Source organism: Sinorhizobium sp. NG07B (assembly GCF_002532005.1).
Lineage (GTDB): Bacteria > Pseudomonadota > Alphaproteobacteria > Rhizobiales > Rhizobiaceae > Sinorhizobium > Sinorhizobium fredii_C.
Genome location: NZ_NWTD01000005.1, coordinates 209,763 through 231,470, shown reverse-complemented (window position 1 = coordinate 231,470; position 21,708 = coordinate 209,763). Strand labels below are relative to the sequence as shown.

Below are 21,708 nucleotides of genomic sequence, written 5' to 3'. Positions count from 1 at the left end.
CTCATTCCTTCACCGGATCTCGTCATTGCCAAGAAAGCGGTTGATCGCTGCCAGGTCCCGCCTTGCAAGAAACCGATTGAGGGGGTCGTGAGCGACGATACGCCCGTCGTCGAGGAAAAGCACGCTGTCGGCGAGGCTCTTCACGTCATCGGGATGATGCGTGATCATCAGGATGGTGTTGGCTTCCTCGCGGTGAAGGTCGCTTAGAAGTTCGCGCATCTCGGCGCGCATTCCCGGGTCGAGCGCGGCGAAGGGTTCGTCGAGCAGCAGCAGCGGCCGATGCCGCACCAGCGCGCGGGCGAGCGCCACCCGCTGCCGCTCGCCGCCGGAAAGCGTCGGCGGCAGCCTTCTGCCGAAGCCGGCGAGCCCGACCCGCGCCAGCGCATCCTCGATCCTGTCGTGATCGGGCGGGCCGAGCCTCAGCGAGGGGCTGATTCCAAGGCCGACATTGGTCGCGACGTCGAGATGGGCGAAGAGATTGTTATCCTGGAAGATGACGGACACGGGCCGTTCTGCCGGAATGCGGTCGGCCATGTCGTCGCCGAGGATCCGTACATTGCCAGATTCCGGTGTTTCGAAGCCGGCGATGACACTGAAAAGCGTCGATTTTCCGGAGCCGGAGGGGCCGACGACGGCGGCGAACTGCCCGGCCGGAACCGCGCAGTCGAAGGCCAGGGCTGCCGTTTCAAAGCGGACCCTCACGTCATTGAGGGACAAGGCAAGCGAACTCATGCGGCTCGTCCTTCCGCCGCCTTCTCTCCCGCCGTGCCGAGCACGGTCAGAGCGAGGCAGATGAGCCCCAGCATCAAGGCAATGCCGGCGGCGTCGGCGGTACGGTAGCTGCCCATCCGGCTATAGAGCAGCCAAGGTAGGGTCGCGAGATCCTGCGAACCGAAGAGGGCAACGGCGCCGAGATCGCCGAGCGACAGCGCGAGCCCGAAGGAGAGCGCCATCAGGAGCGGCTTGCGTAGCGCCGGCCAATCGATCCATCGCAGGCGATGGAAGCCGCGGATGCCGAGGCTGGCGGCAAGGCGCTCCGTTCGCGCGGCATGGGTCGCCATGGCCGGGGCCAGGACCCGGTGGACGAAGGGAAGCGCCATCAGCGCATTGATCGCGATCACGACGAAGGGAGCGAAACGCGCAACATCGCCGAAGGGGCGCAGGAGGAGGAACCAGCCGGCGCCGAGCACGACGGGCGGCGCGAGCAGGATGAAGGAAGTGGTGGCACCGATCGTGCCGGCAAACAGACGGGCGGGCATACCGCGGCGGCGCCTTCCGAGGAGCAGCCGTTGCGCCCGGATCATCAGACCGGCCATCGCGACCGAAATGGCGGCGGAGGGAAGGGCGATGGCGGCGCTGGTGATTAGCGCCCGACGGAATGCCGGCTCGCTGACGAGGCGGGCGAGATCGGCCTGCAATCCCGACGCTGCGATGGCGATGAAGGGCAAGCCGACGAAGACGAGGGCGAGCGCCAGCCAGATGCCGTCGGCAAGGCGCGAAAGGCCACTCAGGCCGTCGAACCGCCGTGCTGCCCGCCCGCTCGTCTGGCCTTCTTCGGGGGGCGGAGCGAGAAATCTTAGGGCGATCAGCAGCGCGCCCGTCAGCGCGACCTGAAGGCCGGAAAGGGCGATCGCCCGGGGCGGGTCGAAATCGAAGCGCAGCGCCTGGTAGATCGCCACCTCGATCGTGCTCTGGGCCGGGCCGCCGCCGAGCGTCAGCACCAGCGTGAAGCTGGTGGCGCAGAGCATGAAGACGAGGCCGGCAATGCCCGGCAGCAATCCCCGGATCGCCGGCCATTCGATGAAGCGGAAGATCGCTAACGACCCCATGCCGAGATTGGCGGAGCTGCGCCAATATTCGCCGGGAATGCGCTCGAGTCCGGCAAGCATCAGCCGGGCGGCAAGCGGCATGTTGAAGAAGACATGGGCAAGCAGGATGCCGAACAGGCCATAGACGCTGATCGGCTGCTGGCCCATTGCCGAGAGAACGTGGTTCAGAATGCCCTGCCGGCCCCAGACCTCGATCAGGCCGAGCGCCGCGACGAGCGCCGGCAGGCCGAGCGGCAGGGCCATCAGCCGCAGCATCCAGATCCGGCAGGGGAAGGACGCCTGCCGTGCCAATGCGCGTGCCACGGGAATGGCGAAGAGGATCGACAGGGCCGTCGAGAGGCCCGCCTGCAGCAGCGTGAAGCGCGTGACGCGCCAGATATAGGCGTTGAACAGGCCGTCGGCGTTGCTCTCGCCCGTCTGCGTGATGAGGGCCATTCCCGCCATGCCGACAAAAAGCAGGATGCCGCCGAGGCAGAAAGCCGCGGCGGCGATCGTCATCCTGCTCTCGGTGCTGTCGAACAAGCCGGCCTCAGTTCTCGCTCATCGCCGCCAGCCATTCGTCGATCCAGGCCTTGCGGTTGGCCGCGACCTCCTCCGAGGGCAGCAGCAAGGTCTTTTCGGGATTGACGAGTTTGCCAAAGGCTTCCGGCAGCGGCTCCTTGGTGGTGCCGACCGGCATCATCCAGTTGGTGGTCGGAATGATCGACTGGAATTCCGGACCGGTCATGAAGGCCAGGAACTGGCGGGCGAGTTCCGGTTCCTTGGCGTTCTTCGTCGCGCCGGCCACTTCGATCTGGATGTAGTGACCCTCGGCGAAGGCTGCTGCCTGATAGCGATCCGTGTTTTCCGCCACCATGTGATAGGCGGGGGAGGTGGTGTAGGAAAGCACCATCGGTGCCTCGCCCTTGGTGAACAGGCCATAGGCTTCCGACCAGCCGGGGGTCACCGTCAGCACGCGATCCTTGAGCTTGGCCCAGGCCTCGCCGGCCTTGTCGCCATAGACCGATTTCACCCAGAGCAGCAGGCCGAGGCCGGGCGTCGAGGTGCGCGGGTCTTCGATGACGATCTTTTGCGCAGGATCGCCCTCGACCAGCTCCTTGAGGCTCTTCGGCGGGCTCTTCAGGGTCGCGGTGTCGTAGACCACGGCGAAGTGGCCGAAGTCATAGGGCACGAAGGTATCGTCGGAAAAATCGCCGGGAACCTTGAGGCCTTTTGTGTCGAGGCCGTGCGGGGCGAAATAGCCGGTGGCCTTGGCCTCGGCGACGAGGTTGGTATCGAGGCCGAGAACGATGTCGGCCTTCGAACCCTCGCCTTCCAGCTTCAACCGCGTCAGGAGCTCGACGCCGTCGGCAACGCCGACATAATTCACCTTGCAGTCGCAGGTCTTGCCGAAGGTTTCGGCGACCTTGGCGCCAGGACCCCATTCGGTGATGAAGCTCTCATAGGTGTAGATCGTCAGCGTCTTTTCGGCAGCTGCGGCGCTCGCGGAAAATGCTGCGATGGCCACGGTGGCGATAGCCAGCCGGCCAAGGATCTTGCGATGGAGTGAACTGGACATCTGGGCACTTCTCCCTGTTGTTGATGTTGCACGGGAAAAGCGCGTATCGGTCCGATCGCTTCTAATCCCTCCGCCGGTACGAGCCGGATCAGGTTCCGCGGGTTGGCTCGAAGCCTCTCAGCCATTGAATCCGCGAGCGGTTCCAGGCACCCCGTTAGAGCAACCAAGATTTAGCTTCGGGCGGCAGCCAAGGCAAGCGGAGTTTCGGCCGGAGCATTGGCCCTTGGCGCTGCCTGCGCTATTAAGAGGCCTGAAGCCTGCAAGGCTTTGAAATTCAAACAACGGCGGCGGCGTTTTGTTCGCCAAGCGAGGCCATTTCATGCCGGATATGCTCGTTCGCCTCTATGCTTTGCCCGAGGATCGCGCGTCCCGGCTCGGCCCCGACGTTGCCATTCGGCGCGCCCTGGCGCCCGAGCGCAGGATCGTCGTCTCCTGGATCGAGGAGCGCTTCGGCACCCTTTGGGCGGGCGAGGCGGAAGCGGCCTTCTCCTCGACGCCGACGCGGATCCATCTCGCGCTCTGCAAGGGCGAGCTTGCCGGCTTTGCCTGCCATGACGTGACGGCGCTCGGCTTCTTCGGTCCGACGGGCGTCGACAAAACATTGCGCGGCCGCGGCATCGGCGAGGCTTTGCTCTTCGAGAGCCTCTCCGCCATGCGCGCCGCCGGCTATGCCTATGCGATCATCGGCGGCGTCGGCCCGGCCGAATTTTACGCGCGCGCCGTCGGCGCGGTGGAGATTCCCGATTCGACGCCCGGCCTCTATGCCGACATGCTGTTGCCAGAGGAAAGCGGAAGTTGATCCAAGCAGTCCTGTTTGGCCAAACGGCCTGAAGAGGCGTTCTACCCTTTTCCTTCGCTGCCGCTTTGCGCTATGGGCTTCTGCCATGACCCGATCGACCTTCACCATTCTTCTCGGCGGCGCGCTCAGCTTGACGGAGCGGCTGACGGCGCAGCTTTCCGGCAGCCGGTTCATCGCGGCGGACGGCGGCATGCGCCACGCGAAGACCCTCGGCATCGTCCCGGATCTCTGGGTCGGCGATTTCGATTCGACCGACGAAACGCTGCTGGCGGCATTCGCCCAAGTCCCGCGGGAAAACTATCCCGCCGCCAAGAACGCCACCGATGGCGAGATCGCGGTCGAGGCCGCGCTTGCGCGCGGTGCGACCACGCTGATCTTCGCCGGCGCGCTCGGCGGCACACGCAGCGACCATGCCTTCCTGCATCTCTTGCAACTCGCGGCGCTTGCGGAAGAGGGCCACGATGCGTTCATGACCTCGGGCGAGGAGGAGGCCTATCCGCTGATGCCGGGCACCCGTGAGATCGACCTGCCGAAGGGCAGCCTGTTTTCGGTCCTCGGATTCACCGAGCTTTCCGGACTGTCGATCGAAAACGTCCGCTATCCGCTCGACGGCTTCGCGCTTTCCTTCGGATCGTCCCGGACCATTTCCAACGTCGCGGAAGGTCCGGTCCGCTTCTTCCTGAAATCCGGCCGGGCCGTGGTCCTCGCCCGCCCCTACGATCTTTCCGGAGCCTGACGCCTTGGCGCCCCCCATCCTCAAGCTTGACGACATCTTCCTGACCTTCGGCGGCACGCCGCTTCTCGCCGGCGCCAATCTGCAGGTCGAGCCCGGCGACCGCATCTGCCTCGTCGGCCGAAACGGATCCGGCAAGTCGACGCTGATGAAAATCGCCGCGGGCCTCGCCGAGGCGCAGTCCGGAGAGGTTTTCCGGCACCCGTCGGTGACAATCCGCTATCTGCACCAGGCGCCGGATTTCGACGGCTTCGATACGGTGCAGGCCTATGCGGAGGCGGGGCTGGGACCCGGCGACGATCACTACCGCGTCACTTACCTGTTGCAGCATCTGGGGCTGACCGGCGAGGAAGACCCGAAGCGCCTCTCCGGCGGCGAGGCGCGGCGCGCCGCGCTTGCCCGTGTGCTCGCGCCGGAGCCCGATATCCTGCTTCTCGACGAGCCGACCAACCATCTCGACCTGCCGACGATCGAGTGGCTCGAAGACGAGCTCAGCCGCAGCCGCTCGGCACTCGTCTTGATCTCGCACGACCGGCGCTTTCTCGAAAAAGTCTCGACCGCCACCGTCTGGCTCGATCGCGGCCAGTCGCGCCGGCTCAACCGCGGCTTCGCCCATTTCGAAGCCTGGCGCGACGAGGTACTGGAGGCGGAGGAGCTCGAACAGCACAAGCTCGGCAAGGCGATCGAGCGCGAGGAGCACTGGCTGCGCTACGGCGTCACGGCGCGGCGCAAGCGCAACATGCGCCGCCTCGGCGAGCTGCAGGACATGCGGGCGCGCCACCGCGGCCACAAGGGGCCGCAGGGGACGATCCAGGCGACCGTCGCCGATGCCAGGGAATCCGGCAAGCTGGTCATCGAGGCGGACAAGATCACCAAGGCCTATGGCGAGCGCACGATCGTCGCGCCCTTTTCGATCCGCGTCCATCGCGGCGACCGGATCGGCCTGGTCGGCCCGAACGGCGCCGGCAAGACGACGCTGCTGAAGCTCCTGACCGGACAGATCGAGCCGGATTCCGGCACCGTAAAGCTCGGCACCAATCTGGAGATGGCGACGCTCGACCAGAAGCGCGAGGATCTGAACCTCGACGAGACGCTGGCGCATTACCTGACCGACGGACGCGGCGAGACGCTGCTCGTCAACGGCGAGCAGCGCCACGTCACCGGCTACATGAAGGAATTCCTCTTCCAGCCGGAACAGGCGCGCACGCCGATCAGCGAACTTTCCGGCGGCGAGCGGGCGCGGCTGATCCTCGCCCGCATCCTGGCGCGGGCCACCAACCTGCTGATCCTCGACGAGCCGACCAACGATCTCGACATCGAGACGCTCGACCTGCTGCAGGAAATCGTCGCCGGCTTCGCCGGAACGGTGATCCTCGTCAGCCACGACCGCGATTTCCTCGACCGCACCGTGACCTCGACCATCGCGCCGGCCAATCCGGAGGCGCCGGACGGCCGCTGGATCGAATATGCCGGCGGCTATTCCGACATGATGGCGCAGCGCCGTGGCGCGATCGAGGAGCGGCGCCGGGCCGAAAAGGCCGAGAAGACCAAGCCGAGCGAAACGGCAGCCGAAGCGGTCGAACCGCAGAAGGCCAAGGGCAAGCTCTCCTACAAGCAGAAATTCGCGCTGGAGAACCTGCCGAAGGAGATCGCCGGCACCGAGGCCGAGATCGCCCGGCGCGAAGAGAAGATGCACGATCCGGCGCTCTTTTCCCGCGATCCGGACGGCTTCGCCAAGCTCGCCGCCGAGCTCGAAAAGCTGAAGGAGAAGCTGGCGCGCATGGAGGAGGAATGGCTGCAGCTCGAAATGCTGCGTGAGGAACTGGAGGGCTGAGGTCAGACCGCGATCCGTGAGCGGACTTGCGGCCGATTGTTCCAGCCGCTATCCCGGGTCGCGGGCTTTACGAGGACGGCCATGACGATATTCCAGGCGCTGTTGCTTTTTGTTGCGGGCTTCCTGTCCGGTGCCGTCAATGCGATTGCCGGCGGCGGCACGTTTCTGACCTTCGGCGCGATGACGCTTAGCGGCCTGCCGCCGATCGTCGCCAATGCCACCTCCTCGATCGTGCAGTTTCCGGGCTACGTCACCTCGGCGCTCGCCTATGCCAAGGAGATCCGCGCCGACCGCAGGAATGCCGTCCTCCTCGGGGTGATATCGGCGGTCGGGGGGCTCGCGGGCGCGCTTCTCCTGCTGTCGCTCTCCAACCCGTCGTTCCGCGCGATGGTGCCCTGGCTGCTGATCGCCGCGACGGCGATCTTTGCGGCGGGCCCTCTCCTGAAGCCGAAGGCCCGCAGCGACGAGCACCGGATCGGGCCGTTCGGTGTGGCGAGCCAGATGGCGACATCCGTCTATGGCGGCTTCTTCGGGGCCGGCATGGGCATCATGATGCTTGCGGTGCTCGGGCTTGCGACCGGCGGCAGCTATCACCGGCTGAATGCGCTGAAGAATTTCATCTCGATCGTCATTGCGCTGATCGCCATCCTGGTGTTCGCCGCAGGCGGCGTTGTTTCCTGGCTCCATGCGGTGATCATGGTGCCGGGTGCCGCCCTCGGCGGCTATTCCGGCGTCTGGGCCGCCCGGCGCGTTCCGCAGGCGGTCATCCGCGCCATCGTCGTCGCCGTCGGCCTGCTGCTCGCCGCTTATTATTTCTTCACGGGCTGAGGCGGATCACTCTCGAAGGCACGCGCCAGCAGATCGGGGCGGCGTTCCGCCGTCAGCCGCCGCGCCTCGGCCGCGCGCCATTTGGCGACGGCGCCGTGATTTCCTGATGTCAGCACCGCCGGAATCTCGTGGCCTTCGAAGACCTGCGGCCGGGTATATTGCGGGTGCTCGAGCAGCCCGCCCTCGAAGCTTTCGTGCACGCCGGAGAGTTCATTGCCCATCACCCCGGGCAGGACGCGCACGACCGCATCGAGCAGCACCAGCGCCGCCGGCTCGCCGCCGGACAGGATATAGTCGCCGATCGACACTTCTTCGAGATGGCGCGTGTCGATGACCCGCTGGTCGACGCCCTCGAAGCGGCCGCAGACGATGACGGCGCCGGGACCGGCGGCAAGCTCGCGAACGCGCGCCTGCGTCAACGGTCGGCCGCGCGGGCTCATCAGCAGGCGCGGCCGGTCGTCATCCGCCGCGACGTGGTCGATGGCGCGGGCAAGAACATCCGGCTTCAACACCATGCCGGCGCCGCCCCCGGCCGGCGTGTCGTCGACGGTGCGGTGCTTGTTCTCGGCGAAATCGCGGATCTGCACCGCCTCGATCGACCATCGGCCGCGCTCCAGCGCCTTGCCGGCGAGCGACACGCCGAGATGCCCCGGAAACATCTCCGGATACAGCGTCAGGACCGTGGCGCGAAAGGACATCGCCGGCGGCTCACTTGCGCTTCGTCGGGAATTGCTTGTCGAGGCTCTCGTCCTTGTCATCGACGAGCCCGGCGGCGACCGGATCGACCAGCAGCTTGCCGGCCTCGAGATCGATCTCCAGCACCGACCATTCGGTGAACGGGATCAGCACCGGCCGGCGGCCGGGTCCCTTGAGCTCCAGCAGGTCCCCGGCGCCGAAGTCGAAGACGCCGGTCACCGAGCCGTAGCTCTTGCCAGTGCCGTCGATCGCTTCCAGGCCTTCGAGATCGGCATAGAAAAACTCATCCTCGTCGAGGTCGTCGTCGGGGAGGTTGTCGCGTTCGATGAAGAGTTCGAGGCCGTTCAACGCTTCCGCCGCGGTTCGGTCGTTGATGCCGCGGAAGCGGACGATGACCACGTTCTTCGCTTCACGGATTTCCAGCACCTCGAAGACGCGGCCGTCCTCGCTGTGCAGATTGCCGTAGTCGCCCAGCGCCGTCGGATCTTCCGTAAAGGACTTTACCCGCACTTCGCCGCGCAGGCCTTGCGCCGCGCCGATCGTCGCCATCAGGACAGGGTTCTCGAGCTTGGTCATTTTCGGCATCCAGGCAGGAGGGGTTCTTGCCACCGCTCCAATTCTTTGCCCGCTCCAATTGTTCGAACGTGCACATAAAGCAAAACGGGCGGCATGAAAATGCCGCCCGTCTGCTAACACCGTCCTGACGGTTATTATTCCGCGGCTGTTTCCGCAGCGGCAGCGGCGGCATCCTCGGCCTTCTGCTTGGCTTCGGCGGCACGCTCCTGTGCCTTCTTGCCCGGCAGTGCCTTGGTCGGGTTGTTGCGGGCCGGGCGCTTGGCAAGGCCTGCCTGGTCGAGGAAGCGCAGGACGCGGTCGGTCGGCTGGGCGCCCTGGGCGATCCAGTGGCTGACGCGCTCGGCGTTCAGCTCGACGCGCTTTTCGTCGTCCTTGCCGAGCATCGGGTTCCAGGAGCCGATCTTTTCGAGGAAGCGGCCGTCACGCGGGCTGCGCGCGTCGGCAACGACGATCTGGTAATAGGGGCGCTTCTTGGAACCGCCGCGGGCGAGACGAATTTTCAGTGCCATTTCAGTTACTCCTTGCAGGCTTTCTTGACCGCTTCGTTCAAGCGGAACGGGTGGTGCCGGTGCTGCCCGCGGGCTGCGAGCGATCGGCGGCGATGGCTTCATGATGCCGGATGACTTCCTTGATGATGAAGTTCAGGAACTTCTCGGCGAAATCCGGGTCCAGATTTGCATCCTTGGCCAAGTGGCGAAGGCGTTCAATCTGGTATTCTTCGCGCGCCGGATCGGCCGGCGGCAGCTTGTGCTTGGCTTTGAGAACGCCGACCGCCTTGGTGCAGCGGAACCGTTCGGCCAGCATGTGGACGAGCGCGGCATCGATATTGTCGATCGATTGCCGGTAGCCCGCCAATTCCTCTTTGATCTCGGGATCAAGCATTCGTCGCGATCCTCACTTCTTCTTAGGTAAACCGGGAAGGCCGGGAAATCCACCGAGACCGGGCAGCTTGCCGCCACCCAGGCCCGGCAAACCGCCACCGAGGCTCGGCATTCCGGCACCCGACTTGCCGAGGCCGGCGGCCTCCGCCTGCTTCTGCAGCGCTTCCAGCTGTTTCGGATCCATCTTCGAAAGATCCGGCATGCCGCCGCCCAAGCCGCCAAGGCCCATCTTGTTGGCAAGGCCGCCCATCATCTGCTTCATCATGCCGCCTTTGCCCTTGCCGCCCATCATCTTCATCATGTCCGCCATCTGGCGGTGCATCTTCAGAAGCTTGTTGATGTCGGCGGCATCGGTTCCCGAGCCGCTGGCGATGCGCTTCTTGCGCGAATGCTTGAGCAGATCCGGATTGGCGCGCTCGGCCTTGGTCATCGAGGAGATGATGGCGAGCTGACGCTTGAAGAGACTGTCGTCGAGGCCGGCAGCGGCCATCTTGTCCTTCATGCCGGCCATGCCCGGCATCAATCCCATGATGCCGCCCATGCCGCCCATCTTCTGCATCTGGCGCAGCTGGTCGGCGAGGTCGTTGAGGTCGAATTTGCCCTTGGCCATCTTGGCGGCCATGGCGGCCGCCTTTTCGGCGTCGATGTTTTCCGCCGCCTTTTCGACCAGCGAGATGATGTCGCCCATGCCGAGGATGCGGTCGGCAACGCGGCGCGGGTGAAACTCCTCGAGCTCGTCCATCTTCTCGCCGACGCCGATCAGCTTGATCGGCTTGCCGGTGACCGCACGCATCGACAGCGCCGCACCGCCGCGGCCGTCGCCGTCCATGCGGGTCAGCACCAGGCCGGTGATGCCAACGCGATCGTCGAAGTTGCGGGCGAGGTTGACGGCGTCCTGGCCGGTCAGCGCATCGGCGACGAGCAGGATCTCATGCGGATTGGACTTCCGCTTGATCTCCGCCATCTCGATCATCAGCGGCTCGTCGATATGGGTGCGGCCGGCGGTGTCGAGGATGACGATGTCGTGGCCGCCGAGCTTCGCCGCCTGAACGGCGCGGGCGGCGATATCGGTCGGCGACTGGCCGGCGATGATCGGCAGCGTGTCGACGCCGGTCTGCACGCCGAGTTGGCGCAACTGCTCCTGGGCGGCCGGACGACGGGTGTCGAGCGAGGCCATCAGGACCTTCTTCTTGTCGCGCGCCGTCAGCCGCTTGGCGATCTTGCCGGTGGTCGTCGTCTTGCCGGAGCCCTGCAGGCCGACCATCATGACGACGACCGGGGCCGGCGCATTGAGGTCGATCGTCACGCCCTCGGAGCCGAGCATGGCAACAAGCTCGTCATGGACGATCTTGACGACCATCTGGCCGGGCTTGATCGATTTCAGGATTTCGGCGCCGACCGCCTTCTCGCGAACCTTCTCGGTGAAGGACCGCACGACATCGAGCGCGACGTCGGCTTCGAGTAGCGCACGGCGAACCTCCCGAAGCGCCGCGGAAACGTCCGCTTCCGACAGGGCGCCGCGGCCGGTCAGTCCATTCAATATGGAACCAAGACGGTCCTGGAGGCTCTCGAACATTCTCTCTTCCTTCTGGTTTCCGGTTCGCTTCAGGCTCGCCGAAAACTTGGGTACCCTCGCGCGGAAAACAAGGCGCAAAGCCAAAAACCACCCGAGGGCGCAACGCGCTGTCGGGTGTTGACCTCCGGGCTCTCTTTATACCTTTGCGGGGCCCGGTCGGCGGCTTCGAAGTCATCACTTGCGAAGGAATTTGCCGCGATAAACAGCAAAGCGACCGAAAAGTCAAGTTACGGGAGAACCTTGCGCGAAGAGGAAGAGCGGCGTCAAGTTCCTTCGCTCACCGTCGGGCGAGCGCCTCGAAGGCGGCGTCGATCCGTGCCATGACTCTGAGCGCCACGACTACCTCGGTCTGATTGATATCGCCGAGGACCGCATGCAGCATTTCGAGTTCGCGCCGATGGACGGCGTTGAAGAGATCCCTGCCGGCCGGGCTCGGCGCGCAGAAATAGGCCCGCCGGTGTTCCGGATTGGGCCTTTTCTCGATCAACCTTTTGCCGATCAGGCCGGCGGCGACGCGCTGCACGAACTGCCGCTTCATCGACAGCCGCCTGGCTGCCTCCGGCACGGTCAGCGGCTCCTCGCAGAGGAGTTCCAGCACGGAGCGCGCGGCAACACTGATTCCCGCACCCTCGAGCATGTTCTCGACTGTTCTGCTGACGTTGAGATGCACGGGCCGGACAAGCTTGATCGCCTTGTAGAGCCGTTCCAGTCTGTCGAATCGGGCAAGCATGATGGTATGGTAGCAATCGAGTTGCCATTCACAAGAAATTATTAACGGATTTGGCGTTCACACTGTGATCGAGCGCCGGAGCGCCTATCTTTTCGGCATCGATGTAATCGACAGCTTGGGACGGCAATGGGCACAGGCGGCAATCGCTACTACAGGGGACCCGTTTCGGATCATTTCGACGGCATTCGTTTCTACAATCCCGGCGGAATGGCGCCGCGCGGCTTCGCCGACCTGTTGCGCTGGCAGCTGCGCGGCAAGCGCGTGCGCTGGCCGAAACACTACGACAGCCCCTTCATCGAAGTCCGGCCTGAGCTCAATTTCGACGGCGACCGGCTGCGGGTGACGATGATCGGGCACGCGACGCTCCTGATCCAGGTGGCCGGCCTGAACATACTGACCGATCCGGTCTGGTCTCATCGTGCCAGCCCCTTCGCCTTTGCCGGGCCGCATCGCCATAACGCACCGGGCATTCGCATGGACGACCTGCCGCCGATCGACGTCGTGCTGGTCACCCACAATCACTACGACCATCTCGATGTAGAAACACTCGGCACGCTGCATGCCGAGCACGCGCCGCTGATCGCAACGCCGCTCGGCAACGACACGATCATCCGCCGCGCCGTTCCGGATGCGGAGCTCGCGGTTCTCGATTGGGGCGAGCGGATCGAGATCGACGACGGCGTCGTCGTCCATGCGGAACCCTGCCATCATTGGTCGGCCCGCGGCATGCGCGACAGGCGGATGGCGCTCTGGTCCGCCTTCGTCATCGAGACTCCGGTTGGCAAGATCTACCATGTCGGCGATACCGGCTTCCACGGCGGCATCAACTATCGCGCCGCCCGCGACAAGCACGGCTCCTTCCGCCTCGCCAACCTTCCCTTCGGCTGCTACGAGCCGCGCTGGTTCATGGAAAGCCACCACCAGAATCCGGAAGAAGCGGTCATGGGCATGATCGCCTGCGGCGCAGAGCACGTGGCGGGTCACCATTGGGGCACGTTCCGTTTGACGGATGAGGGCATCGAAGAGCCGTTGAGGGCCCTGGAGGCAGCGCTCGCCAGGGCCGGCGTCGAGCCACGCCGCTTCCGGCCGCTGCGGCCCGGCGAAGTCTTCGACGTTCCCGCCTCGACGGGATAATGCAGCACTGGTAATTTCAGGGCTTTTCCGCCATATACAGCCCGAATGAAGGGCGCCCGGGGTCGGGAGCCGAGTTTGGACAATCGCGACATGGCCGATCACGTGCAATTTGCCAGGATGAACGGGCTTGGAAACAAGATCCTGGTCGTCGACATGCGCGGCCGCAAGGATCGCGTGACGCCTGCGGCGGCGATCGCGCTCAATGCCGATCCGGCGACAGAATTCGACCAGATCATGGCGATCCACGATCCGAGGGCCGCCGGCACGGACGCCTGGATCGACATCGTCAATTCCGACGGCTCGATGGCGCAGGCCTGCGGCAACGGCACCCGCTGCGTCGTCCAGGCGCTCTCCGCCGAGACAGGCAAGAAGGCGTTCCTGTTCCATACGGTCGCCGGCCTGCTCGAGGCCAAGGAGCATGACGGCGGCTTGATCTCGGTCGATATGGGAGCCCCGCGCTTCGGCTGGAGCGAGATCCCGCTCGCCGAGGAATTCCACGATACACGGCGGATCGAGCTGCAGATCGGGCCGATCGACGATCCGGTGCTGCATTCGCCCTCGGTCGCCTCGATGGGCAATCCGCATGCGATCTTCTGGGTGGAGAACGACGTCTGGAGCTACGAGCTCGAGCGCTTCGGGCCGCTGCTCGAAAATCACCCGATCTTTCCCGAACGCGCCAATATATCGATCGCCCGTGTCCGTTCACGTGAGGAGATGGACCTCAGGACGTGGGAGCGGGGCGCGGGGCTGACGCTCGCCTGCGGTTCCGCCGCCTGCGCCGCCGCGGTCAGCGGCGCCAGAACCGGCCGCACGGATCGAACCGTGACGGTGAACGTTCCGGGCGGGCCGCTTAAGATCGAATGGCGCGAGCGCGACGACCACGTGATCATGACGGGGCCGGCCGAATGGGAATGGTCGGGCAGGCTCGATCCCGCCACCGGTGCTTTTGAGCGTGATGCGGCGAGCGGCGCAAACGGAGCGCGAGCGCTTTGAGCGGCGTCGAGGTCATAACCTTTGGCTGCCGCCTCAACACTTATGAATCGGAAGTGATGCGGGCGGAGGCCGAGAAGGCGGGGCTGAACAACGCCATCCTCGTCAATACCTGCGCGGTCACGGCCGAGGCCGTGCGCCAGGCGCGCCAGGCGATCCGCCGCGCCCGGCGCGACAATCCGCATGCCCGCATCGTCGTCACCGGCTGCGCCGCCCAGACCGAGAAGGAAACCTTCGCCGAGATGGCCGAGGTCGATGCGGTTCTCGGCAACGAGGAGAAGCTCAAAAGCGCCTCCTATCGGGCGCTGCCGGATTTCGGCGTTTCGGCCGAGGAAAAGCTGCGCGTCAACGACATCATGAGCGTGCGCTCCACGGCGCCGCAGATGGTCAAGCACATCGACGGCCACGTGCGCGCCTTCATCCAGGTGCAGAACGGCTGCGATCACCGCTGCACCTTCTGCATCATCCCCTATGGCCGCGGCAATTCCCGCTCCGTGCCGATGGGCGCGGTCGTCGAACAGGCGCGCCGGCTCGTCGAAGGCGGCTATTGCGAGATCGTCTTGACCGGTGTCGACGCGACGAGCTACGGCGCCGATCTGCCCGGAACGCCGACGCTTGGGCTGCTCGCCAGGACGCTTTTGAAGCAGGTGCCGGAAATTCTCCGCCTCAGGCTCTCGTCGATCGACAGCATCGAGGCGGACAGGCATCTCCTCGACCTCATCGCGGACGAGCCGCGCTTCATGCCGCATCTGCATCTGTCGCTGCAGCATGGCGACGATCTGATCCTGAAGCGCATGAAGCGACGCCATTCGAGCGCCGATGCCCGCGCCTTCTGCGCCGAGGTTCGGCGTTTGCGGCCCGAGATCAGCTTCGGCGCCGACATGATCGCCGGTTTTCCGACAGAGACCGAAGAGATGTTTGAGAACGCCGCGCGGCTTGCCGAGGAGTGCCGCATCGCCCATCTCCACGTTTTCCCCTATAGCCCCCGTCCGGGCACCCCGGCGGCCCGCATGCCGCAGCTCGACCGGGCGCTCGTCAAAAAACGGGCCGCGCGGCTGCGCGTCAAAGGAGCAGAGCTCTACGCGGCCCATCTCGACCGCATGATCGGCAGCGACCAGACGATCCTCGTCGAGATGAACGGGCTGGCGCATACGGAGAATTTTACCCTCGTCGATGCGGCCGGCCTCGAACCGCGCTCGCTCGCTACGGTCGCAATCACCGGCCACAACGGCAAGCATCTGACGATGCACAGAGAACAGATGGCTGCGGCCTGATATCCGGACATTCCCATGGCGATTGGTTTCATCAAGAAGATCTTCTCCTTCGGCAAGGATACCGTCGAAGAGAAACCGCTGCCGCCGCAGGAGGCGCCGGTAGCGCCGGTTGCCGATGAGGCCGCTGGTACGCCCTCTGTCCCTGCGGCGAGCGCCGAGGATGATCGGACTGCCATCGAGGAGGCGAAGTCTGGTGCGGACGAGATTGCGCCATCTGCCGAACGTGCCCCCGAGGTTGAGACCGGTCATGAAGAGGCAAGGTCCGAGATAGACGTCGTCATCGAAGGCGAGAGCGTGCCCCATCCAATCTCCCCCCTTGTGGGGGAGATGCCCGGCAGGGCAGTGGGGGGTGAAGCACCTTCCGAAGACGCTCCGTCTGCCGGTGAAGTCGCGATACCCCCCTCTGTCCCTTCGGGACATCTCCCCCACAAGGGGGGAGATCAGGGGGAGATCGAGGCAGCCGCCGACAACAGCCGAACCGTCGTCGAGGAGGCAGAGGCCGGTGGTGCAGGCGAAATTGCGCCGACAGCCGAGCCCGCCCCGGATGAGGTTGGTACCCGTAGCGAAGAAGTTGACGAAAGCGTTGCGATAGACGGCGAGGGCGCGCCCCATCCAATCTCCCCCCTTGTTGGGGAGATGCCCGGCAGGGCAGAGGGGGGTGCCCCTTCCGCAGACCAGGCCGCGCTTCGCGACGAAGCCGCCCCGAGCCTCCCCAAGGGCTTTGCCGCCGCCGACAAACGCCCCCAGGAAGCAGTGCCCGCCGCCCAGCCGAAGCTTTCCTGGTATCAGCGGCTGCGCCGCGGCCTCGCCCGCACGTCGTCGCAGCTCACCGGCCAGATCGCCAGCCTCTTCACAAAGCGCAAGCTCGACGAGGCGACGCTGCAGGAATTGGAAGATCTGTTGATCCAGGCGGACCTCGGCGTCGAGACGGCGATGCGGATCACCGACGCACTCTCCTCGGAGCGCTACGGCAAGGACGTGACCGGCGAGGACGTCTCGCGCATCATGGCCGGAGAGATCACCAAGGTGCTCGCCCCGGTCGCCAAGCCGCTAGAACTCGATCTCAGCCACAAGCCGCATGTGATCCTCGTCGTCGGCGTCAACGGCACCGGCAAGACGACGACGATCGGCAAGCTTGCCGCAAAACTTTCCGGCGCCGGGCTGAAGGTGATGCTCGCAGCCGGCGACACCTTCCGCGCCGCGGCGATCGAGCAGCTGAAGATCTGGGCGGAGCGGACGAAGTCCGACATCGTCGCCTCCAAGCTCGGCGCCGACGCCGCGGGCCTTGCCTATGAGGCCTACCAGCTCGCCCGCGAGAAGAAATCGGACGTGCTGATCATCGACACGGCCGGGCGGCTGCAGAACAAGGCCGAGCTGATGGCCGAGCTCGAAAAGATCGTCCGCGTCCTCGGCAAGCTCGATCCGGATGCGCCGCACACGGTGCTGCAGACGCTCGATGCGACGACCGGGCAGAATGCACTGCAGCAGGTGGAGATCTTCCGCAATGTCGCGGGCGTCAGCGGGCTGATCATGACCAAGCTCGACGGCACGGCGCGCGGCGGCATCCTGGTGGCGATCTCCGCCAAGCACAAGCTGCCGGTCTATTTCATCGGCGTCGGCGAGGGTGTCGACGATCTCGAACCCTTCGAGGCGAAGGATTTTGCCGAGGCGATCGCCGGCGTCGCCGCCGGCTGATCAAGAAACGCGAAGCTTGCGGTGGCAACGCCGGTTGATATGGTTTTGCCGCAATGCTGGTGTTATGAGCGGCCAGAGAGCGGGACGAGGAAAAGTGTGAAGCGGTTTTCCGCCCGCGTCCCGTTCCAGCAAGTGGTATGACAGAACAGGATCCGCACATGTCGACAATCGAGGCAGAGAAGCCCCGGACGGAGGTAAGCCCGCTCCTGAAGCTCGTACTGGAGCTCGGGCCGCTGATGGTGTTCTTCTTCGCCAATTCGCGCGGCGACTGGCTGGCTGGGCGCTTTCCGGTGCTCGCCGAACTCGGCGGTCCGATCTTCATCGCCACCGGCCTTTTCATGGCGGCGACGGCCGCGGCGCTCGCCGTCTCCTGGATCATGACGCGAACCCTGCCGATGATGCCGCTCGTCTCCGGCATCGTCGTCTTCGTCTTCGGGGCGCTGACGCTGTGGCTGCAGAACGATACCTTCATCAAGATGAAGCCGACCATCGTCAACACGCTGTTCGGCGCGATCCTGCTCGGTGGGCTCCTGTTCGGCAAGTCGCTACTCGGCTATGTATTCCATGCCGCCTTCAAGCTGGATGAGGACGGCTGGCGGAAGCTGACGATCCGCTGGGGCGTGTTCTTCCTGTTCCTCGCGGTGTTGAACGAGATCGTCTGGCGCTCCTTCTCGACCGATTTCTGGGTCGCCTTCAAGGTCTGGGGGACGATGCCGATTACCATTCTCTTCACCCTTGCCCAGATGCCGCTGATTATGAAGCACTCGCTGGAACAGGAGAGGGCCGAGTGACGATCGCCGCCGGTACGGACGACAACAGACAACGCAGCACCTGGATTTGGCTGATCGCCTGCCTCGGCGTCGTCGTCATCCAGATCCTGATGCAGCATCTGATGGGGCGGCTGTGGATCTGCGAATGCGGCTATGTGAAACTCTGGGAGGGCGTCGTCAATTCCAGCGGCAACTCGCAGCACATTTCCGACTGGTACACGCCGTCGCACATCATCCACGGCTTCCTGTTCTACGGCCTCGGCTTTCTGCTGCTGCGCGGAAAACCGCTGAGCGCCCGCCTGCTGCTCGCGACCGTCATCGAGTCGGCTTGGGAGATCGCCGAGAACACGCCGATGGTGATCAACCGCTACCGCTCGGCGACGATCTCGCTCGACTATTTCGGCGACAGCATCCTTAATTCCACTATGGACACGCTCGCCATGGCCGCAGGCTTCCTCATTGCCTCGCGGTTGCCGGTGGCGGTAACGGTCACGATCGCGATCATCCTCGAACTCTTTACCGGCTGGCTGATCCGCGACAACCTGACGCTCAACGTGCTGATGCTTGTCTGGCCGCTTGATGCGGTGAAGGCGTGGCAGGCGGGGCTGTAGACCCGTTAGGTCTTCCGGCCGGGTTTGCCCCTCATCCCGCTGCCGCGACCTTCTCCCCGCAGGCGGGGAGAAGGGACTTCGCGGAAACGCCGAGCGCCCTCTTCAACGCAAGGCGTTGAAACGGGGAAGCCGCGTTTCCGTTACCTTCCCACAGGCGGTTCGATGAGGATGAGTGGGCGCCACGAGTCCCTTCTCCCCGCGCGCGGGGAGAAGGTGGCCGGCAGGCCGGATGAGGGGCAACGCTAGCTAAAATGCCACCTACGATCCGGCAAGCGCCTTCTCGATCGCCGGCATCAATCCTTCCTTCAAAGTCCGCTCGTCGAACGGCCCGGCGCGCTTGTAGAGGATCGTGCCGTCGGCGGCGACGAGGAAGGATTCCGGGATGCCGTAGACGCCCCAGTCGATCGCCGCCTTGCCGTTCGGATCGATGCCGACCGCCGAGAAGGGGTTGCCGAGTTCGCCGAGGAACCGCAGCGCGTTGTCGTTGCGGTCCTTGTAGTTGATGCCGACGACGGTCAACCGGGGGTCCTTCGAAAGTTCGAGGATGACCGGATGTTCCTGGCGGCAGGGCACGCACCAAGAGGCCCAGACGTTGACGAGCGTCAGTCTGCCCTTGACGGCCGTATCGGTGAGCGCCGGCATCGGCTGGCCTGAGGGCGTCACGGCGCCTTGGAGCGGCGGCAGATCGAGCTTCGGCGCCTTGGTGCCGATGAGCGCCGAGGGAATTTCGCTGATGTCGCGGCCGGAATTCAACTGGCTCCAGAAGATCAGCGCCAGCGCCGCGAAGATCAGAAGCGGAAGCGCGGCCAGCAAATAGCGCAAGGGGCCGGGCCTGCGCTCGTCCGGCTGCGGCGCCTGCGTGCTCGTCATCGAGCTTCTCCGGCTGGAGCTTCCGCCGAACGGCGGCGGATGCCGGCGGCCTCGAGTGCCCTCAATTCTCGTTGCCGGGCACGGCCGTCGCCGACAACCCAGACGACGAGGCCCGCAACGACCGCGAAGGCGGCGGCATAGCTGGCAAAGACATAGGCTGCATGGCTCATCATGGCGCCAAGTTCTCCCGGCCGGCATTGCGGGCCGCCTGGCGCCGGAGCGACGTCACCCGGCGGCGCCAGATCTCGTTGCGCATTGCGGCGATGTGCAGCGTGAAGAACAGGAGCGTGAAGCCGACCGCCATGATTATGAGCGGCCACAGGAATTCCGGATCGATGGTGGGGCCGTCGAGGCGCATGACGCTTGCCGGCTGATGCAGCGTGTTCCACCATTCGACGGAGAATTTTATGATCGGGATATTGACGAAACCGACGAGCACCAGCACGGCCGAGACGCGGGCCGAACGGGCCGGATCGTCCATGGCCCGGTTCAGCGCCATCAGTCCGAGATACATAAGGAAGAGCAGGAAGACCGAGGTCAGCCGTGCATCCCAAACCCACCAGGTGCCCCACATCGGCTTGCCCCAGAGCGAGCCGGTGACGAGCGCCAGGAAGGTGAAGCAGGCGCCGATCGGTGCGGCCGCCTTGGCCGAGACATCCGCCAGCGGATGGCGCCAGACGAGCGTGCCGAGTGCGGATATCGCCATCAGCGTGTAGCACATCATCGACAGCCAGGCGGAAGGCACGTGCACATACATGATGCGCACCGTCTCGCCCTGCTGGTAATCGCCCTCGGTGGTGAAGGAAAGCCAGAGCCCGGCGGCGAAGGCGAGCACCGTGAGTGCGGCAAACCATGGCAGTACGCGATCGGCGAGCGCCAGGAACCGGGTCGGGTTGGCGAGATCGCTGAATTTGCGGATGGCCAGGCTGTTATCGCTCATGACGGCTGTTTAACGCGGAAGCACCTTCTCCGCAATTGACCCAGGTCAATCACGATTGCGTCAGTCGGCCGAATGCCGCAGCGCCGCGGCCGCCGCAACCGGTCCGATGACCGCGAAGAACAGAGATATCGCCATCAATATCATGAAAGGCGGCAGGAAGGGGGCGGGATCTTCGACCGCGGCATAGACGGCGCTCACCCCGAAGATCAGCACGGGAATGGCGAGCGGCAGCACGAGGATCGAGACGAGCAGCCCGCCGCGCGGCAGGGCGACAGCGACGGCCGCGCCGACCGCCCCGATGAAGGTGATCGCCGGCGTCCCTGCAAGGAGGGTAAGCATTGTCGCGCCGATGGCGAACTCGTCCATGTTCATGAACAGGGCGAGAAAGGGCGAGGCGACGACCAGCGGGAGTCCGGTGGCGGCCCAATGGGCGGCGCATTTGACGAAAACCGTGAGGATGAGCGGCGTCTCGTGCATCAGCATGAGATCGAGCGAGCCGTCTTCGCGCTCCGCCTGGAAAAGCCGGTCCAGGCCGAGAAGCGAGGCGAGCAGCGCGCCAATCCAGAGGATCGCCGGGCCGATGCGGGAAAGCAGATTGAGATCCGGCCCGACGCCGAAGGGGATCACCGACACGACGGTCATGAAGAAGAGCACGCCGATCATCGCGCCGCCGCCGGCGCGCACCGAAAGCTTCAGGTCCCGGAAGAAAAGAGACATCAATGCGAAAACCCCGTCATCTGCAAGGTCTTCGACTGCCCGATCCCCAGCGCCTGGTGGGTGGCGGCGATGACGATGCCGCCACGCTCGAGATGGCTCGTGACCAGCCCGGCAAAGAGCCTGTCTGCGCCGGCATCGAGTGCGGCGGTCGGTTCGTCGAGAATCCAGATCGGTCGATAGGCGACGAGCAGCTTCGCCATCGCCATCCGCCGCTGCTGCCCGGCGGAAAGATAGCCGAAGGGCAGATGGGTAATGTCGGCGAGGCCGACGGCGGCTGCCGCCGCGGCAAGATCGAGGCCGGAGCCGCCCGGCGAATTGCCGAGAAAACGCTGCCAGAAGGAAAGATTTTCCTCGACCGTCAATTCCCGCTTCATCGCATTGCGGTGGCCGAGATAGTGGCTGAGCTCGTGCGGATGCTCGAAACCGGCAGGTCCGTCCTTGAGCGATATCCTCCCCGTTTCGGCACGAAGAAGACCCGCAAGAACGCGCAGCAGGGTCGACTTTCCAGAGCCGTTCGGCCCCGTCACCACGAGCGCCTCCGCGGCTGCAAGCGAAAAGGAAATATCGTTGAAAATCAAGTCTTCGCCTCGCCTCGCACTCAAACCCTCAACCAGCAGGCGCATCGATCTTAAGCTTTCCTTGACGCTCTTTTTCGCAGAGCAAAAAA

24 protein-coding genes and 1 riboswitch are annotated in these 21,708 nt (G+C 64.9%); of the genes, 10 read left to right on the top strand and 14 right to left on the bottom strand.

What is annotated here, in order from left to right:
- Nucleotides 1-9 precede the first annotated feature (9 nt).
- Genes CO664_RS19010 through thiB form a run of 3 tightly spaced genes read right to left on the bottom strand, consistent with a single transcriptional unit; the run spans nucleotide 10 to nucleotide 3,387 of the window.
- The gene (locus CO664_RS19010) at nucleotides 10-732 is read right to left on the bottom strand and encodes an ATP-binding cassette domain-containing protein (RefSeq protein ID WP_097539610.1); all 723 of its coding nucleotides are present in this window, start codon (nucleotides 730-732) and stop codon (nucleotides 10-12) included.
- Nucleotides 729-2,351 carry a thiamine/thiamine pyrophosphate ABC transporter permease ThiP gene (gene thiP / locus CO664_RS19005; protein WP_097539608.1) on the bottom strand — a complete coding sequence of 541 codons (1,623 nt, stop codon included), beginning with the start codon at nucleotides 2,349-2,351 and terminating at the stop codon, nucleotides 729-731. The genes CO664_RS19010 and thiP overlap by 4 nt, the downstream gene beginning before the upstream one ends.
- 7 nt (nucleotides 2,352-2,358) lie before the next feature.
- Nucleotides 2,359-3,387: a thiamine ABC transporter substrate binding subunit gene (gene thiB / locus CO664_RS19000; RefSeq protein WP_097539607.1), complete on the bottom strand. Its 1,029-nt coding sequence runs from the start codon at nucleotides 3,385-3,387 to the stop codon at nucleotides 2,359-2,361.
- Nucleotides 3,388-3,435: 48 nt separating this feature from the next.
- Nucleotides 3,436-3,551: riboswitch (TPP riboswitch) on the bottom strand.
- Nucleotides 3,552-3,706: 155 nt separating this feature from the next.
- Here thiB and CO664_RS18995 point away from each other — a divergent pair.
- From CO664_RS18995 to CO664_RS18980, 4 genes are all read left to right on the top strand, one after another.
- Complete coding sequence (locus CO664_RS18995) at nucleotides 3,707-4,186, top strand: GNAT family N-acetyltransferase (protein ID WP_037418210.1); 480 nt, start codon at nucleotides 3,707-3,709, stop codon at nucleotides 4,184-4,186.
- Between the two features lie 85 nt (nucleotides 4,187-4,271).
- Nucleotides 4,272-4,922 (top strand): thiamine diphosphokinase, encoded by a 651-nt coding sequence (locus CO664_RS18990; protein ID WP_037418112.1) that lies wholly within the window; start codon nucleotides 4,272-4,274, stop codon nucleotides 4,920-4,922.
- A 4-nt stretch (nucleotides 4,923-4,926) separates the two neighbouring features.
- Nucleotides 4,927-6,753 carry an ABC-F family ATP-binding cassette domain-containing protein gene (locus CO664_RS18985; RefSeq protein ID WP_097539606.1) on the top strand — a complete coding sequence of 609 codons (1,827 nt, stop codon included), beginning with the start codon at nucleotides 4,927-4,929 and terminating at the stop codon, nucleotides 6,751-6,753.
- Nucleotides 6,754-6,834: 81 nt separating this feature from the next.
- On the top strand, nucleotides 6,835-7,581 hold the full coding sequence (locus CO664_RS18980) for a sulfite exporter TauE/SafE family protein (protein WP_097526094.1): 747 nt from the start codon (nucleotides 6,835-6,837) through the stop codon (nucleotides 7,579-7,581).
- Here the strand turns inward: CO664_RS18980 and trmD are convergent.
- The 6 genes from trmD to CO664_RS18950 form a co-directional block, all read right to left on the bottom strand.
- The gene (gene trmD / locus CO664_RS18975; protein WP_097539604.1) at nucleotides 7,563-8,279 is read right to left on the bottom strand and encodes a tRNA (guanosine(37)-N1)-methyltransferase TrmD; all 717 of its coding nucleotides are present in this window, start codon (nucleotides 8,277-8,279) and stop codon (nucleotides 7,563-7,565) included. The two genes, CO664_RS18980 and trmD, sit on opposite strands and share 19 nt — an antisense overlap.
- A gap of 10 nt (nucleotides 8,280-8,289) precedes the next feature.
- Nucleotides 8,290-8,853, bottom strand: a complete 564-nt coding sequence (gene rimM / locus CO664_RS18970) for a ribosome maturation factor RimM (RefSeq protein ID WP_097526214.1) — start codon at nucleotides 8,851-8,853, stop codon at nucleotides 8,290-8,292.
- Between the two features lie 134 nt (nucleotides 8,854-8,987).
- Nucleotides 8,988-9,362 (bottom strand): 30S ribosomal protein S16, encoded by a 375-nt coding sequence (rpsP, locus tag CO664_RS18965; protein WP_037418100.1) that lies wholly within the window; start codon nucleotides 9,360-9,362, stop codon nucleotides 8,988-8,990.
- A gap of 37 nt (nucleotides 9,363-9,399) precedes the next feature.
- Nucleotides 9,400-9,735: a chorismate mutase gene (locus tag CO664_RS18960; protein ID WP_097539603.1), complete on the bottom strand. Its 336-nt coding sequence runs from the start codon at nucleotides 9,733-9,735 to the stop codon at nucleotides 9,400-9,402.
- Between the two features lie 12 nt (nucleotides 9,736-9,747).
- Complete coding sequence (ffh, locus tag CO664_RS18955; RefSeq protein ID WP_037418094.1) at nucleotides 9,748-11,310, bottom strand: signal recognition particle protein; 1,563 nt, start codon at nucleotides 11,308-11,310, stop codon at nucleotides 9,748-9,750.
- Nucleotides 11,311-11,587: 277 nt separating this feature from the next.
- Nucleotides 11,588-12,040, bottom strand: a complete 453-nt coding sequence (locus CO664_RS18950) for a MarR family transcriptional regulator (protein WP_097539601.1) — start codon at nucleotides 12,038-12,040, stop codon at nucleotides 11,588-11,590.
- A gap of 126 nt (nucleotides 12,041-12,166) precedes the next feature.
- Between CO664_RS18950 and CO664_RS18945 the strand changes: the two genes are divergently transcribed.
- From CO664_RS18945 to CO664_RS18920, 6 genes are all read left to right on the top strand, one after another.
- Nucleotides 12,167-13,174 carry an MBL fold metallo-hydrolase gene (locus CO664_RS18945; protein WP_097539600.1) on the top strand — a complete coding sequence of 336 codons (1,008 nt, stop codon included), beginning with the start codon at nucleotides 12,167-12,169 and terminating at the stop codon, nucleotides 13,172-13,174.
- A 90-nt stretch (nucleotides 13,175-13,264) separates the two neighbouring features.
- Nucleotides 13,265-14,167, top strand: coding sequence for a diaminopimelate epimerase (dapF, locus tag CO664_RS18940; protein WP_172900191.1), 903 nt, complete (start codon nucleotides 13,265-13,267; stop codon nucleotides 14,165-14,167).
- The gene (gene mtaB, locus CO664_RS18935; RefSeq protein WP_097539599.1) at nucleotides 14,164-15,438 is read left to right on the top strand and encodes a tRNA (N(6)-L-threonylcarbamoyladenosine(37)-C(2))-methylthiotransferase MtaB; all 1,275 of its coding nucleotides are present in this window, start codon (nucleotides 14,164-14,166) and stop codon (nucleotides 15,436-15,438) included. Before dapF ends, mtaB begins: the two co-directional genes overlap by 4 nt.
- Nucleotides 15,439-15,453: 15 nt before the next feature.
- The gene (gene ftsY, locus CO664_RS18930) at nucleotides 15,454-17,133 is read left to right on the top strand and encodes a signal recognition particle-docking protein FtsY (protein WP_097539598.1); all 1,680 of its coding nucleotides are present in this window, start codon (nucleotides 15,454-15,456) and stop codon (nucleotides 17,131-17,133) included.
- 158 nt (nucleotides 17,134-17,291) lie between these two features.
- Nucleotides 17,292-17,924 (top strand): septation protein A, encoded by a 633-nt coding sequence (locus CO664_RS18925; RefSeq protein ID WP_037418204.1) that lies wholly within the window; start codon nucleotides 17,292-17,294, stop codon nucleotides 17,922-17,924.
- Entirely contained in the window at nucleotides 17,921-18,514 is a 594-nt protein-coding gene (locus tag CO664_RS18920; protein ID WP_083853992.1) for a DUF2585 domain-containing protein, read from the top strand. The genes CO664_RS18925 and CO664_RS18920 overlap by 4 nt, the downstream gene beginning before the upstream one ends.
- 258 nt (nucleotides 18,515-18,772) lie before the next feature.
- Here the strand turns inward: CO664_RS18920 and CO664_RS18915 are convergent, their stop codons facing one another.
- Genes CO664_RS18915 through ccmA form a run of 5 tightly spaced genes read right to left on the bottom strand, consistent with a single transcriptional unit; the run spans nucleotide 18,773 to nucleotide 21,664 of the window.
- On the bottom strand, nucleotides 18,773-19,384 hold the full coding sequence (locus tag CO664_RS18915) for a DsbE family thiol:disulfide interchange protein (RefSeq protein ID WP_037418080.1): 612 nt from the start codon (nucleotides 19,382-19,384) through the stop codon (nucleotides 18,773-18,775).
- Entirely contained in the window at nucleotides 19,381-19,557 is a 177-nt protein-coding gene (gene ccmD / locus CO664_RS18910; RefSeq protein ID WP_083853990.1) for a heme exporter protein CcmD, read from the bottom strand. Before ccmD ends, CO664_RS18915 begins: the two co-directional genes overlap by 4 nt.
- Nucleotides 19,554-20,324 (bottom strand): heme ABC transporter permease, encoded by a 771-nt coding sequence (locus CO664_RS18905; RefSeq protein ID WP_097539596.1) that lies wholly within the window; start codon nucleotides 20,322-20,324, stop codon nucleotides 19,554-19,556. The genes ccmD and CO664_RS18905 overlap by 4 nt, the downstream gene beginning before the upstream one ends.
- A gap of 60 nt (nucleotides 20,325-20,384) precedes the next feature.
- On the bottom strand, nucleotides 20,385-21,044 hold the full coding sequence (ccmB, locus tag CO664_RS18900) for a heme exporter protein CcmB (protein ID WP_097539595.1): 660 nt from the start codon (nucleotides 21,042-21,044) through the stop codon (nucleotides 20,385-20,387).
- The gene (gene ccmA, locus CO664_RS18895) at nucleotides 21,041-21,664 is read right to left on the bottom strand and encodes a heme ABC exporter ATP-binding protein CcmA (protein WP_037418072.1); all 624 of its coding nucleotides are present in this window, start codon (nucleotides 21,662-21,664) and stop codon (nucleotides 21,041-21,043) included. The genes ccmB and ccmA overlap by 4 nt, the downstream gene beginning before the upstream one ends.
- Between the last annotated feature and the right edge of the window lie 44 nt (nucleotides 21,665-21,708).

Coding starts and splice junctions, on each gene's coding strand:
- CO664_RS19010 (WP_097539610.1), bottom strand. CDS start 732: ATGAGTTCGCTTGCCTTGTCCCTCAATGACGTGAGGGTCCGCTTTGAA.
- thiB (WP_097539607.1), bottom strand. CDS start 3,387: ATGTCCAGTTCACTCCATCGCAAGATCCTTGGCCGGCTGGCTATCGCC.
- CO664_RS18995 (WP_037418210.1), top strand. CDS start 3,707: ATGCCGGATATGCTCGTTCGCCTCTATGCTTTGCCCGAGGATCGCGCG.
- CO664_RS18990 (WP_037418112.1), top strand. CDS start 4,272: ATGACCCGATCGACCTTCACCATTCTTCTCGGCGGCGCGCTCAGCTTG.
- CO664_RS18980 (WP_097526094.1), top strand. CDS start 6,835: ATGACGATATTCCAGGCGCTGTTGCTTTTTGTTGCGGGCTTCCTGTCC.
- trmD (WP_097539604.1), bottom strand. CDS start 8,279: ATGTCCTTTCGCGCCACGGTCCTGACGCTGTATCCGGAGATGTTTCCG.
- rimM (WP_097526214.1), bottom strand. CDS start 8,853: ATGACCAAGCTCGAGAACCCTGTCCTGATGGCGACGATCGGCGCGGCG.
- rpsP (WP_037418100.1), bottom strand. CDS start 9,362: ATGGCACTGAAAATTCGTCTCGCCCGCGGCGGTTCCAAGAAGCGCCCC.
- CO664_RS18960 (WP_097539603.1), bottom strand. CDS start 9,735: ATGCTTGATCCCGAGATCAAAGAGGAATTGGCGGGCTACCGGCAATCG.
- ffh (WP_037418094.1), bottom strand. CDS start 11,310: ATGTTCGAGAGCCTCCAGGACCGTCTTGGTTCCATATTGAATGGACTG.
- CO664_RS18950 (WP_097539601.1), bottom strand. CDS start 12,040: ATGCTTGCCCGATTCGACAGACTGGAACGGCTCTACAAGGCGATCAAG.
- CO664_RS18945 (WP_097539600.1), top strand. CDS start 12,167: ATGGGCACAGGCGGCAATCGCTACTACAGGGGACCCGTTTCGGATCAT.
- dapF (WP_172900191.1), top strand. CDS start 13,265: ATGGCCGATCACGTGCAATTTGCCAGGATGAACGGGCTTGGAAACAAG.
- ftsY (WP_097539598.1), top strand. CDS start 15,454: ATGGCGATTGGTTTCATCAAGAAGATCTTCTCCTTCGGCAAGGATACC.
- CO664_RS18925 (WP_037418204.1), top strand. CDS start 17,292: ATGTCGACAATCGAGGCAGAGAAGCCCCGGACGGAGGTAAGCCCGCTC.
- CO664_RS18915 (WP_037418080.1), bottom strand. CDS start 19,384: ATGACGAGCACGCAGGCGCCGCAGCCGGACGAGCGCAGGCCCGGCCCC.
- ccmD (WP_083853990.1), bottom strand. CDS start 19,557: ATGATGAGCCATGCAGCCTATGTCTTTGCCAGCTATGCCGCCGCCTTC.
- CO664_RS18905 (WP_097539596.1), bottom strand. CDS start 20,324: ATGAGCGATAACAGCCTGGCCATCCGCAAATTCAGCGATCTCGCCAAC.
- ccmA (WP_037418072.1), bottom strand. CDS start 21,664: ATGCGCCTGCTGGTTGAGGGTTTGAGTGCGAGGCGAGGCGAAGACTTG.